This is a genomic window from Candidatus Thorarchaeota archaeon, assembly GCA_013388835.1.
GTDB lineage: Archaea > Asgardarchaeota > Thorarchaeia > Thorarchaeales > Thorarchaeaceae > JACAEL01.
This window is the reverse complement of the sequence record JACAEL010000042.1, coordinates 1-13,142: the sequence shown is the minus strand read 5'-3', so window position 1 is coordinate 13,142 and position 13,142 is coordinate 1. Positions and strand designations below refer to the sequence as shown.

13 protein-coding genes are annotated in these 13,142 nt (G+C 55.1%); 6 read left to right on the top strand and 7 right to left on the bottom strand.

Annotated features, from left to right (window positions below):
- The 3 genes from HXY34_07795 to HXY34_07785 form a co-directional block, all read left to right on the top strand.
- A partial coding sequence (locus HXY34_07795; GenBank protein ID NWF96033.1) for a leucine-rich repeat domain-containing protein occupies positions 1-365 on the top strand: 365 nt, incomplete at its 5' end.
- Positions 366-432: 67 nt separating this feature from the next.
- Positions 433-1,803, top strand: a complete 1,371-nt coding sequence (locus HXY34_07790) for a leucine-rich repeat domain-containing protein (protein NWF96032.1) — start codon at positions 433-435, stop codon at positions 1,801-1,803.
- Between the two features lie 59 nt (positions 1,804-1,862).
- Complete coding sequence (locus HXY34_07785) at positions 1,863-2,534, top strand: MarR family transcriptional regulator (GenBank protein NWF96031.1); 672 nt, start codon at positions 1,863-1,865, stop codon at positions 2,532-2,534.
- Between the two features lie 9 nt (positions 2,535-2,543).
- Here the strand turns inward: HXY34_07785 and HXY34_07780 are convergent, their stop codons facing one another.
- Both HXY34_07780 and cofE read right to left on the bottom strand, forming a co-directional pair.
- Entirely contained in the window at positions 2,544-3,443 is a 900-nt protein-coding gene (locus HXY34_07780; GenBank protein ID NWF96030.1) for a hypothetical protein, read from the bottom strand.
- A 124-nt stretch (positions 3,444-3,567) separates the two neighbouring features.
- On the bottom strand, positions 3,568-4,290 hold the full coding sequence (gene cofE, locus HXY34_07775; GenBank protein NWF96029.1) for a coenzyme F420-0:L-glutamate ligase: 723 nt from the start codon (positions 4,288-4,290) through the stop codon (positions 3,568-3,570).
- A gap of 480 nt (positions 4,291-4,770) precedes the next feature.
- Between cofE and ade the strand changes: the two genes are divergently transcribed.
- Positions 4,771-6,477 carry an adenine deaminase gene (gene ade / locus HXY34_07770; GenBank protein ID NWF96028.1) on the top strand — a complete coding sequence of 569 codons (1,707 nt, stop codon included), beginning with the start codon at positions 4,771-4,773 and terminating at the stop codon, positions 6,475-6,477.
- Between the two features lie 6 nt (positions 6,478-6,483).
- On the opposite strand, the gene HXY34_07765 is transcribed toward ade, so the two are convergent.
- The 3 genes from HXY34_07765 to HXY34_07755 are packed head-to-tail and all read right to left on the bottom strand — an operon-like array spanning position 6,484 to position 8,740.
- Positions 6,484-7,302, bottom strand: a complete 819-nt coding sequence (locus HXY34_07765) for a B-box zinc finger protein (GenBank protein NWF96027.1) — start codon at positions 7,300-7,302, stop codon at positions 6,484-6,486.
- A gap of 4 nt (positions 7,303-7,306) precedes the next feature.
- The gene (locus tag HXY34_07760; GenBank protein ID NWF96026.1) at positions 7,307-7,681 is read right to left on the bottom strand and encodes a hypothetical protein; all 375 of its coding nucleotides are present in this window, start codon (positions 7,679-7,681) and stop codon (positions 7,307-7,309) included.
- 39 nt (positions 7,682-7,720) lie between these two features.
- Positions 7,721-8,740: a hypothetical protein gene (locus HXY34_07755; protein ID NWF96025.1), complete on the bottom strand. Its 1,020-nt coding sequence runs from the start codon at positions 8,738-8,740 to the stop codon at positions 7,721-7,723.
- 286 nt (positions 8,741-9,026) lie between these two features.
- Here HXY34_07755 and HXY34_07750 point away from each other — a divergent pair, with 286 nt between their 5' ends.
- Together HXY34_07750 and HXY34_07745 are read left to right on the top strand one after the other, a co-directional pair.
- Positions 9,027-9,686, top strand: a complete 660-nt coding sequence (locus tag HXY34_07750; protein NWF96024.1) for a VIT1/CCC1 transporter family protein — start codon at positions 9,027-9,029, stop codon at positions 9,684-9,686.
- Positions 9,664-10,668 carry a D-cysteine desulfhydrase family protein gene (locus HXY34_07745; GenBank protein ID NWF96023.1) on the top strand — a complete coding sequence of 335 codons (1,005 nt, stop codon included), beginning with the start codon at positions 9,664-9,666 and terminating at the stop codon, positions 10,666-10,668. Before HXY34_07750 ends, HXY34_07745 begins: the two co-directional genes overlap by 23 nt.
- Positions 10,669-11,193: 525 nt before the next feature.
- Here HXY34_07745 and HXY34_07740 read toward each other — a convergent pair.
- Together HXY34_07740 and HXY34_07735 are read right to left on the bottom strand one after the other, a co-directional pair.
- Positions 11,194-12,444: a hypothetical protein gene (locus HXY34_07740; GenBank protein NWF96022.1), complete on the bottom strand. Its 1,251-nt coding sequence runs from the start codon at positions 12,442-12,444 to the stop codon at positions 11,194-11,196.
- Between the two features lie 11 nt (positions 12,445-12,455).
- Positions 12,456-13,142 (bottom strand): hypothetical protein (locus HXY34_07735; GenBank protein NWF96021.1); only part of this gene is annotated, 687 nt, incomplete at its 5' end.

The window sequence follows — 13,142 nt, the reverse complement described above, 5'->3', positions numbered from 1 at the left end:
TGTCAATGTCTAGGTTTCCACCCTTCAATGCGTTGCGCTGGTTCTACGTCCATCATAATCAGCTAGAGGGACTCGATCTCTCGGCCCTGTCGTCCTGCGCAAGTCTAGAGTATCTGGTGTTGTCCAACAACAGGCTTCGGCAGTTGGATCTGACTCCACTCATCAAGTGCTCCGAGATGAGGTACTTGCTGCTGAATGACAACGAACTCAAGATGCTGGACGTGTCGCCACTCTTCCATCTCTACAGACTGGAGGCGTTCTCAGTGGATGATGAGACCCAGCTGGTGGCTGAATCACGGCTCAGATGCATTCAGGACCCGCCGCTACCTCTAGCCAGCCGGCTCGCTCGCATCGAGTGGCAGTGATGCAGTCAGCTGACAAAGACAGCATTAATACCGCGCGGGAACTAAGGGGTCTATGGAAGTGCTCTCAATGGAACATCTGCGGCTCAGAGTTGTGTTTTCCAACGGGGAGACCATGTCGCTGCAGGTGTCATCCACATGCGTGTCGCTGGGAGGTCTTGGAGTACGGGAGGTGGACCTATCGTCAATGGGCGACTTCTCCGACCTGGAGAACGTCTGGCTGTACAACAACCGCATTGACCGACTGTCACTAGAGCCTCTGTCAAGCGCCCAAATGCTCCGGGAGCTGTCGGTGGCACGGAATCAGTTGAAGTCACTGGACCTGTCCCCGCTCTCCGCCTGCGTTCGTCTTGAGGTCCTTGACGTGAGTTCGAACCACCTCACTGAGCTTGACCTGAGCCCGTTGTCAGCATGCCGAGGTCTGAAGGTTCTCAAGATAGGAGGCAACCCCCTTGAGAGAATAGACCTTGAGCCTCTCGCTGACCTCAGAGAGCTGAGACTGCTTGACATGCGAGGGGTTGGAGGCGGACGGACCCCCCTGAGCGTGGATCTCTCGCCTCTATTCTGGTGCGAGCAATTGGAAGAGATGTCCGTAGATGACTCGGTCCAACTTGCGGCTGACCCTTCGATGCGATACTCGGTCTGGGCACTGATGAGCGAGGCACACCAGACTGTGAGTTCGCATTCGGAGAGACCTGACCGGCCTGCTGCTAGGTGGCTGGATAGCAACACCCTGCGTCGTATCAAGTGGGAGTGCTACTCGGAGCGTGTCCATCGGTTGGGTCTTGAAGAGGTCATTCGCAGACTGAGGTACATCTTGCGTCATATGCCCCGCATACTGTGGTTCCACACACAGAAGGGAATGCTAGAGGGCCTTGGGTTGAGCTGTCTGTCAGGGTGCGACTGTGACCCCGCAGACCTCATGCCCACCGATGGCGACCTGAGCGACTTCACTGTGCTGGTGTCTGAGGTCAAGGGCCGTTGTCTTGCGCAGCTCCGTGCACAGCTGATTGCGAACGGCCCCACGTTGTTCTTTCGAGCAGATGAGCTGGTACTGATGAGGCAGTTCGAACTGGCGTCAATGCTTGCACGGCGGCGCTCGGATGAAGTGATGTCACTTGAACTGCCTGTATTCAGGGACCGTGTTGATGTGACAGCGCTCTCGCTCACAGAGTATGGTCTTTCGATTCTTGATGGGCTGGGTCTGCGTACCGATACGGTGTCAATTGAGGAGTTCAAGCTGCTACGTTCAGCGCTCCAAGAAGTGGGCCTTGAGGTGCGCGCAAGGGAGGTACCATTCGCTGTTGACTGCATGAGGTCACTGGTTGGTCCATCAGCAAGTCTTGCTCGGTTTGTGCTCACGGACAGATGCCACAGGCTTGGGCCGTGTATCTGTGGGTCCCAAGGCGCACGCTCCGCACTACGGGAGCAGATGCCATGACACCTTATCAGGTGAGTCATACGTCAGCTACACTCGCCCTCAAGTTCTGAAGATGGGCAATGCCTATCGGTTCAGCTATGACTAGCCCGGATAGTGTCTCAGCAAGGCTCACTCTGAAGCTCGCGGGTATTCTTCAGGACGTGCGAGGCGAATGGATTCGCCGTCTGGATCAGTACTTCAACCAGATAGAATCGCTGATTGCGGGCGAGTGGTTTGACACAGCGGACCTAGGGGGTCTCATGAAAGAGTCCCGACTAGCAGCAAGAGAAGCACTTGAGGGGTTAAGCAGTGACCTGTGCGCTCAGCTGGTCCATGAGTCGAGCGGTCTGATAGCAAGATACGAGACTGAGAGAGCTCAGCTCGTAGACCGAATCAATCTGCTGACGGAAGACATCAACCACGCGCTCTGTTGCGATGATGATGACATCAGACGGCAGAATGAGGTGTTGAGAAGCATAGTGAGGGCACTCCCGGAGTTCACGCTTCTCCGCATCATCGAGGATGCGCAAGCAATGGACCTGAACACCCTATTCGAGGTGAGCCAGACAAAGAAGACAACTGTCACCCGCCATCTCAAATCGCTCCAGGAGGGCGGCTATGTCAGGGTGGATGGGAAGGGCAGAGCGAAGAGAGTCGTGTTCCTCTCTGCCCCCTGGAGCACTCAGCGTTGCGGCTCTCAGCAGAGGACGAGGTCAAGCATACCTCAATGCGAGACCGGTCTCTCCCCGTGAGTCGTGGAGCTACTCGACAGGAGCGACCGTCTCGACTGCTGTCATCTTTCCGCCGAGGGCGACAGCAACGCGACGAACGTATTTGGTCATCACTCTGAGGAGGAGTTCGTTCAGCAACGCAACAGGCACTAGGAACGCCATGACTAGCAGCGGAACCATAGCGATGAAAGCGATAGAGTTCAGCAGCGCGATGATGCTGAAGCTCTCATATGTGAGGAAGCGCCCGTAGATGACGACACCAAGCGAAGTTATCGGGTATCCAAGGATAGAGTATCCTCCCAAGAAACGGCTGAACCACAGGCCGACGCCCTGAACATCAGGACACACACGAGACTTGAGCGCGCTCGTCTTGAGATTGATCACCACCCCTGCATCGTTCAGTACCCAAGTCGGCGTGAACAGCACCAATGCTCCCCAGGCGATACCGAGCGACCCAACTAGAAAGAACAGCGCTTCGAAGCTCATCATTCGACCGACAAACGCGGGTGCGAACAGTACGCTTGGCACAGAGAACAGCAGGTCCGGCAACAGAGCGAGAATGAGGCGTGCAGATGTGATGCTGAAAAGCGCAGGGACTGCGACTCTCTTCAGTATCTTCGTACCACTGAACGACTCCCCGGTCTGCACTATGCTGAGGTCATAGGACGGCCCCCGTATTAGCCTCAGAACCAGTATGTAGACTGCGGACATCGGCAGGGAGAGCAGCAGATACAGCACCAGAGTCACGGGTATGACAGCAGCCAATACCAGTGTCACATCACGTGCAACGCCGCCGCTGATTACGGGGACTAGGTCCAGTGTAGGAATGTCCTGAAACACGAAGAGCAGATAGTAAACCCAATACAGTGTGGCAATGACTCCTGTCACACAGTAGATGATTGGAAGTGCGAGCCTTCTGTGGTCGGTCATGGTCAAGCCCATCTGATTTAATCATGAGGCCTTCTAAGGCTTTTCTGCACCGACGCACGAACAGGGCGGCATTGTGTCTGTCGTGTGGGACTGATTGCGTCTCCGCATGTTCCCACACCATCTGTCATCGGAACAGGTTCTCGGACATCGGGCGTATTATTCCCGAAGCACCGGTCTCTCCTTTCGCCACCCTGACCCCTCTAATCAGCACAACAGGAATGCCCTCGTCAGCCTGGCCGGTCAGAAGCTCTGCGGCTGAAGAGAGCTCATCTGCGATACAGACGAGGGATGATTTGAGCGTCCTTCCGTACAAGTCCGTTCGGCCTGCGTTCACCGTGAATGGTGACATGCCGGAGACGCCTATTGCGAGGTTGACTGCCCCTCTTCTCCATGGTCGACCTTGAGTGTCCGAGACAATGACAGCCACATCCCTGTTGAACTCTTGTTTCAGCCGCTCCTGAATCCGTCTTGCGGATTGGTCTGGATCGGTCGGGAGAAGGACCAAGCAGCCCGGTGGTGCATTGCTCCTGTCAACACCGGAATAGTCGGTGATCAGTCCGCTCCTAATTCGAGTGATGAGCACAGGAGTCTCGCGCAATACCTCCACCGAGTCGCGAAGCGCTACCTCGACCTTCACTGGGTCCATACCGTTGCATGCGGCTATCTTCTTGGCGCGTTCCGACACCTGCACCTGCCCCTCCTCGCGCACTGCGTCCTCGGCTATCGATACGACCTTGTGAGTCACGACCAATACGTCGCCGTCCATCAGCTCAACGCGGTTCGACCGGATAGTGTCGCATATGGCGGAGCCCAAGTCTTGGCCCCTCGTGATGTGCGGGAACCCCATGAGTGGTATCAGTTCCAGCTCATGTCGGGCGCTGTTCTGTGGCTGGCACTCCAACCTTGCTGCTCGCTCCTGCATAGACTTCGAGACGAATACAATGCTCGCTCGGCTCGCTGATAAACAAGTCTCTCTGTCGGTGCGTCTTTCGGGCAGGTGCGTTGGAGGCCCGCAGGCGCCCTTCGTCATGAGCTCACAGGCTTGAGATTCCTCTACCGCCGTTGTGTGGTGCGTCGGTCTCCCCACCACTCCGCGCTCGAGCGGGGTCGAGACTCGGTACAGCCACTCACGGTCCACCCGGTGAACGTTGCGACACGCAGCAGTTCAAAGCACCAACACAGTATGCTCAGATTCAGTGGCTGGTGACAGTGGAGCGGTCAGGAGGACGACAGAGCTATCTTTTTCACGGGATGCCACTTCCGTGAGAAGAACAGGATGTGAATTGTCTTGTTTCTTACCAGAACTGACACCTATCCCTTGGACCAGATGATTGATGTGGCCTCCGGCAGGACCCGAGCTGATCTGGTTCTCAAGAACGCACAGGTTGTGAATGTGTTCACCGATGAGATTGAGAAGGCAGATGTTGCAATTCACAAGAGCTACATAGCTGGCATCGGCAAATACCAAGGCAGCAAGACCGTGGACTTGCAGGGCAAATACGTAGTTCCGAGTTTCATTGATGGTCACGTCCATGTCGAGTCAAGCATGGTCATGCCAATTCAGTATGCTCGGGCGGTTGTTCCTCGGGGTACGGGCGCGGTCATCGCTGACCCGCACGAGATAGCGAATGTTCTGGGCATGGAGGGCATCATGTACATGTCCAAGAGCATGCGTGGGGGTCCGCTCGAGTTCTACATAATGCTTCCTTCCTGCGTTCCAGCAACGGAGCTGGAGACGAATGGTGTGACCCTTGACTTTCTTGATGTGAAGCCGCTGATGACCGAGCACTACGTCCTCGGACTTGCAGAGGCGATGAACTATCCCGGCGTGGTGTATCGAGATCCGGAGATTCTTGAGAAGATAGGTGTGGCACTAGCGAGAGGCAAGAGAATAGATGGCCATGCCCCAGGTCTGAAAGGCCTCGACCTGAACGCGTACGTCGCAGCGAGAATCACCAGCGAACACGAGTGCACAACGATAGAAGAGGCGACCGAGAAGCTATCACGCGGAATGCACATACACATTCGGGAGGGGTCGACCGCAAGGAACCTTCAAAGCCTGGTGGGACTCATCACGCCATCGACCGCTCTCTTCTGCTCGTTCGTTACCGATGACCGCAACACGCTGGACCTTCTCACAAAGGGGCACATCGACAGCATGGTTCGGGATGCAATATCATACGGTCTGGACCCAGTCTTGGCAATCAAGGTGGCCACGCTGTCAACTGCAAGACACTACGGACTCCAGTTCGTCGGAGCAGTGGCACCCGGGTACCACGCAGACATTGCAGTGCTTGACTCGCTTGAGAAGGTGAAGGTCCGGCAGGTGTACAAGCAGGGTGTTCTCGTGGCGGAAAAGGGCAAGATGGTGGGAGAGTTCGGAGTCGAGTTGCAACCCAGACTGAGACGGTCCGTGAACATTCACTGGCTTGAGCCCGAGGACTTCCAGGTGAAGGCTCGTGGCACACACATGAACGTCATTGGGATGATTCCTCATCAACTCATCACAGAACACCTGATTGAGGAGACCCACACGGTCGATGGTATTGCGGTCCCTGATGTGGACAGAGACCTCGCAAAGGTGGCAATCATCGAGCGTCACAATGCCTCAGCTCCAAGAGCCATCGGATTTGTCAAGGGCACAGGTATTCGCGACGGAGCGATGGTCAGTTCTGTGGCACATGACAGTCACAATATTGTTGCAGTGGCTACAAATGACCACGACCTCATCGAAGCCGCCATACAGATTGTCCGAATGCAGGGCGGAATTGCAATCGTCAGAGACGGCAAAGTGCTGTCTTCGCTACCCTTGCCCATAGCCGGGCTGATGTCCGACCAGTCTGTAGAGTATGTGATGGAGAAGCTGAAGGAGCTGAAGGAGGCGGCCCACAAGATTGGCACCACGCTGGACGAGCCATTCATGGCCATGGCGTTCCTCTCGCTGCCAGTGATTCCGAAATTGAAGATCACGGACCTGGGACTGATTGACGTGGTGCACTTCAGGACGATTGACCTGTTCGATGTTCCCAAGTGAGTTGTCTCATACTGCAAGACCCAAGCGCAGGCGAGCAGTCCTGACTTGCCTGCGTTTCTTGTAACCGACCGCCAGTGCACCAAGCGCTCCAACGAACGCGAGGACTGTGGCTAACAGGAACGACAGTAGGAGGAACCAAGGCAACCTTGGGTCCGGGTACTGCAGGAGCCCGTAGGCCAGGCCTCTGAATAGGAGAAAGGCCACCTCCAGGACCAGCGACGCCAGGAGTATGCCGCCGGAGCCGAACTGTCTGTCATGGACATACGTCTGCAGCGCGGTCTGGAGGATGACGGCAGACAGGAGGTTGCCGAGTATGCCCAGTGTGACGATGACATCGCCGGGGATGAAGAGCCTTGGGATGTTGGCCATGCCCCATGATGTGAAGAACTGAACATAGACCATTGCAAGAATGAAGAACAGTTCAAAGACCATGAAGAGCAGTCCACCGATGCCGGCAAGACGAAATATGACCGAGTCCACACGGTCAGCCCAGTCCATGTTGGTTAATCTCATGTATTCCCTGTTGAGAGGTTGTGCCCAAGAACTGGCAGACACACAGTCGGCCTTCCTGCAGTTGACAACGGTGAGCAGCTTGCCGCCATAGTCACCGACTCTCTGTTCCATGCACTCCTCACATACGAGGTCGCCGCACACACGGCAGACTCCCTTGGCCAGCCTGCCGGGATGATTCACGCAGTCTCGATTCTGGCTTGGACCCAACATGGGACTGCCGCAGTACTCGCATCTGTTGACCTTGTCATCATGAGTTAGCTGAACCTTGCCGCCGCAGACTGGGCACAGAGTGACGACTTCTGAACGGTCCATGACATCACCCCCTGTAGTAGGGGTCGAAAAGGTGTCGGTCCGGTGTGAGTGGCTTCTCCCCGCTCCGAGACCACTCTTGCATCACCTCGCGCGACTTGTCTTCCTGAGTCTGAACAGGGACCTTTGACTTGAGGCCTCTCTCTCTTGCTTGGTCTAGAGAGACAAAATCGGTCCGCCGAATGATCTTCACCGACTCGATAGCAACACTCACAAGACCCGCGTAGAACAGCACGGGGATGATCACTATCGCTCCGAGCAGGAGGATAACGAACGCGATTACTGGTATGGCAACGACGATCAATATGATTATGAGAATGGCCGCGCCAACGTTGTCATTGCTGCCGTGACCTCCACCGGAGCGGCCTATTGCTGCCAGCATGTGAGCTGAGAACCTCAGAACTTATACCATTGCTCGGCCTTACATACCCAAGAAACGCCTGTATATGCGACTGACACGTGACAGTCTTGCTCCCGCCTGTTGGAAGAGTTTCTCGGTGGGGATTACGACGGAAGTTGTCGTCACAGCAGGCTTGTATCGGCCCTCAAAGCACTTCTGACAGACAAAGACAACAGAGCCGGTCCATCGCTCGTCAACTGGAGGGCTCTGGGCAGTCAGGCACCTTCTGCAGTAGTGCTCTCCACAGACCGAACATGTCGTTGCCGCCAGGTAGTCCGGGTGGTTAGCACACGGGACGAAGACGCTGCCGACGGCAAGACGCACGCCACAGTACTCGCAGATCACGGTATTATCATGACCGGACAGCTGCTTGCCGACCGGGGTTGCTCCCCCGCAGTTTGAGCATAGAATCGCCATGCCTTCGGTGCTAGTCACGCGGCGCACTTCGAGTATGTGTCGTTGCTCGTCTTCGGCAGTCTCATGGACCCCGTCCGGTGCGAGGAGCACAGGCGGCTGAGGGAATAGCAGCTGACGCCTTCTTATCTCCCGAGCCTTCTTCCTGTCCCTCTCAACCCTGACGCCCGGTGGCGGCACCACCTTCGACCAGCTGACCAGAAGATACGCTGCGAAGCTGGCCTGCAGGACCAGTATTGCTGCGGCGAGATTGCCAATGTAGACATCAAGGGTGAAATCGAACAGGGGTACCCGCCAGTGATAGCCTATCCCCCTGAAGAGAAGAAACATGGTTGTCAGCAGGACGGCGATGGCACTGTAGGCTATCTGTGCCTTCACTGCTGTCCTTCGGAGGTCGTCAACAGCATTACCAATCACAATACATGGAATGCCGACCCCAAACAGGATGAGGAGCGAGTACAGTGGACCAACACCAGCCAGGTCCGGCACCCCCACCGCCCACGCATACAGGACTCCAATGGCCGCAAGTATCCCAAAGAATCCAAAGAACATCTGGGTCAGACCAATGAATCTGACTCCACGAGGACGGTCGAAGATTGTGATTACCCTTTCCCGCTCTTCTGTCAATGGTCATACTTCCTCTCCGAGTTGCACCGTTGGGACTTCTGGCAACTGACCCTTATGCCTTTTTCGTCATTCGTAACTGGGAGTCACATCCGAGAAGTCGTCAGATACCATCCTGTCAGCCGACCGGTGCAATTCTGTGCACCTGGCAGTTCCGACCAGTGTCGAGGTCATAGAGGGAGATCACGAATCAGCCTGCACAAGAGACTCGCATCACGAGGCAATTACCAACCATCTTTTAAGAGAGTGACAGAGGAGTGGACTCGCAGGCTCAGCATGAGGAAGGACTGTGAGCAACGAAGAAGACGACAGACGACAGACATCCAACGAGAATGAGGGACTCATTGAGCGTGTCAGAAGGGCACTCGAACTCACAGAAGGTGTTGAGATTGCCCGACGCTACATGGCGATGAATGCATTCGACGGCGCCCTCACAATGCTTGGGCTCATTCTCGGTGGTCTCTTCACAATTGACTCGACGCACCCGGAGGTCTCATTCGCAGCTGTCCTGCTTGCAGCCTCTGGTGCCACGGTTGCAATGACCATCTCTGGCTTCAGCGGGTCATACCTCGCAGAGCGAGCTGAGAGAGACCGTGAGGTTCAGGACATAGGACGGGCAATGCTACGGGACATGTCTGACACCATGTACGCAAGGGCCTCGAAGACAACATCGATCGTGGTGGCCCTTGTGGATGGGGCGTCTCCCGCTGTGACCGCTCTCATAGTGCTGAGTCCACTTCTGCTGGTGCCGATCGGAGTCCTCAACTACTACTCCGCTTTCGAGGTCGCAATCGTCATGTGCCTCGTGCTACTCTACCTGCTAGGTGTGTTCCTCGGACATGTGTCGAGAAAGAACGTCTGGAAATATGGGCTTCGCACGCTGACCGCAGGAGTCATAACTGCAATTCTGATGCTTCTGATAGCCTTTGCCACCGGAGAGATTGCTTGAGATGTTGGATAGGATTCCTCGCGTTCAGTTGGGCTTCTTTCCCACACCACTTCACCGCGCGGTCAACCTTGGCGAGTCTTTGGGTCTCAAGGAGCTCTGGATGAAGCGTGACGACCTGACCGGAGTTGAGTTCGGTGGTAACAAGACACGAAAGCTTGAATTCGCGGTTGCAGACGCACTTCAGAATCGCTGTGACACACTAGTGACTGTCGGCGCAGTCCAGAGCAACTCATGTCGCCAGACTGCTGCTGCCGCAGCCAAGTATGGACTCAGGTGCATCCTCCTGCTTGCGGGACAGCAGCCGGAAACACTTCAGGGCAACCTTCTCCTCGATACGCTGTTGGGTGCAGAGCTGAAGTTCTATCCGGACGACGACTTCATGAGCCTGACACAGCGTCTGCCAACGGTCATAGAGACACTTGAAGAGCTCGGGCTCAAACCATATGCACTCCCGGCTGGCGTGTTCACTCCTCTGGGCTCGCTTGGCTACGTCGCGGCCATGAAGGAGCTGAGAGAACAGATGGACAAGGTCGGCTTCTATCCAGAGCGAATAGTGACCGCCACAAGCACTGGAGGCACACTGGCGGGCATGATAGTCGGTGCCAAGGCATACGACATTGACGCTGAGATCATCGCATACTCGGTACTGGATGATGAGGCCACGCTCAGTTCACGGGTCTTGGGGATGGTCTCCAGAATAGTGAAGGAGTACCCAGGCATTGTGGAGCCATTTGAGCCGAACTTCACTGTTGACGACAGGTTTCTTGGGGCAGGTTACGGTGTCATCGAAGAGGGCGTCAAGAGTGCCATACGGATGTTTGCCAAGAACGAGGGCGTATTCCTTGATCCCGTGTACACAGCGAAGAGCGGTCTCGGTCTCATGAGAATGGCACTGTCAGGTGAAGTGGACCGGGACACTCCAGTCCTATACTGGCATACGGGAGGTCAGCCAGCACTGTTCGCGTATGCATCTGAACTCTGACAGGACTGGACAAGGCAGGTGCCAAATACAACTGTTGAGAGTCTCTAGAAGCTGCGTACAAGTCTATCAGGTCATACATGGAGTCTTGTTGCTTAAGCGTGACGTCATTGGGGTTGGCAGCAGCTGCCCGGAAGTTGGACCATCTTGGACATTGCTGCGTGGTGCATACATTCCTCCGTGCGGGAACGGAGAGCTCAAGGTCGGTTCGACGCCTCATAAGACCTCGAGGAGTGACTCCAGTGCCGTTACGTGGGAGCGACAGAACTCCTGTGTCCAACGTTGTTCAACCAAGAATGAACGGTCACTTTTCGAAGTCAGTCCAGGTGCTGAGTCGGTCTCGCAGTCCTTGTTTCACCATGAAGGCAAGGCTTCATCATCTCTTGAGCAGGTGTTGCTTGGCCGCATGGAAATAGATCGCAAGTGGAGTCTCCCAGATACATCCGGTGGAACGTTCGGCATGGTTGACATATGCGAGTACACCAAGAGCGTCCTCAGCATCACAGCGTGCAACGCGCCATGACGTGGCTAGCCCCCAACGAGCAACCGTCGAAGTGCATCAATCACACCTTGTCCAAGGATGATTGATGCAAGGCTGATGACGCGCAACATCTGCAGCGGCGCATATGGCCAAGTACCAAGATCCCGGTGGTAGTCCAGTGCACTGTTCAGGTACTCGATTTCGCTATCCTTCGACTGGGCCACATCCTTGGGGGCGGTGATGTAATCGGTTATGCACGCCTCATATGCATCTTGGAGCAGATTGACTATGCTCTCCTTGTATTCGAACATGAGACTATGCATTCTGAGCTGTGGGTGGATAAAGAAGGCAATCCCGAAGACAATGCTGGCACTGCACATCAACAGACCAGCGATGAGCCTTGCAGGATTGAATACTCCGACAATGGCCATCAATAGGTTGTAGAGCATTGCGATAAAGCCGAACAAGAGTGCAAGCATGGTGACCCTTGCTAGCAACACTGTCAACTGGCAGGCGAACTGACGCAAGGTCACATGATGGCCTATACGTCTGATGGTATCACACAACTCGGCTGTCACCAAGACCCCCGTAGTCTCGCCCCGCATCCTCTGCTTGTTCAGCCACTCAATCATGCCAAAGACGGTGAAGCTGCTGTAGCTGGAACTGAGAAGGCTGGTGACACGGTACACCCTACCGAAAGACATGGCGAGTCCGATGATACCTGTGCAAATGAACGACCAGTATAGCCAGCTAACCACTTTGATAAAGGGAGCCCAAGGCAGGAAGAGTGTGGCATCAACCTCAAAGATCGCAAACATGATGTCTCCGGTGGTCACATAAAAGTAGTAGCCTCCCGTTATGGGCAAGATGATGTATATGCCAATGCCAATGACGATGGAAAGAGCATCGTTGTGCGGAGCTCGGAAGAGTATCTGTTGAGCCCTCTTACGGAACTGCGTGTAGTCTTCTCTGTCTTTAAAGAGCCTATTAGTCCCCATATCTCCCTCAGGTTTCTCAACACAAAAGAGGTCATATGCCTCTCCCAACACCTCATAGTGTGTCTGAATCACCCAGAATCCGAGTAACAGGACAGCAAGCCCTGACAGGACCTGCATTGCTAGGCTACTGAAGCGGCTGTTGGCAATGTAGTACAGAGTGAAGGGGGCAAAACAGAGCATTGTCACCTTCAGCAACTTGCGCGGCGTCAGTCCCAATGTAAGCCACAGTGGCTTGTTGCCCTCGATGTCCGGTGTCCGAAGAGCAATCTCGCGCAGTTCACTGAGAGAGTATTGGACCATATTCCTTCACCTCACATACTCAGCATATGCAAACAGAATGCGACGATGTATGGAATTGCCCCGCCGGCTGCTAGTCTTAGCACAAGAGGTCTTCCGAAGGGCCACGTTGATAGGCTAGAATAGTACGCCATGACCATGTGGAGGGTCTTGGACTCGGTGATCAGTCTCTCCCTGTGTTCAGATGAAAGGTCCATGGCAAGGTAGATGAGAACCCTCTTCTCATACGATTCGCGGACTACTCGGCAGAACTCGTCTCTTGTGCGACTCAGTGTCCTATGGAAGCTTGAGGCAGGAACCATCACCACGAGAATGGCGACTGCCGTTGCAGACAAGCCGAAGACCCGCATGATGATCAACTGGCCATAGTTCACTGCCCATGCACCGGGATTGAGGATCTCCACAGTCCATGTGTAGAGCGTTAGGCCTATGCCCAAGAGTATGACGAGCATGGCAAGTCTGAAGAAGACTCTTGAGAAGGCTCGACCCAGTCTCCAGAGGATTGAATAGGAGCAGTGAGCCCTGTCGGAGGATGGTGAGGAGTCCGAAGAAGAAGTGGATTGGGGCATCATTCTGGGTTGGTCGAAGCGCATCCGAGCCGTCTTTGCCATTATCAGGCACAGACGTATTAGTGCTGTTGCAGCGAAATACACTGCGATACCATAGCCGATGAGGTTCAGTTGTACGACAGCCATAAGGAC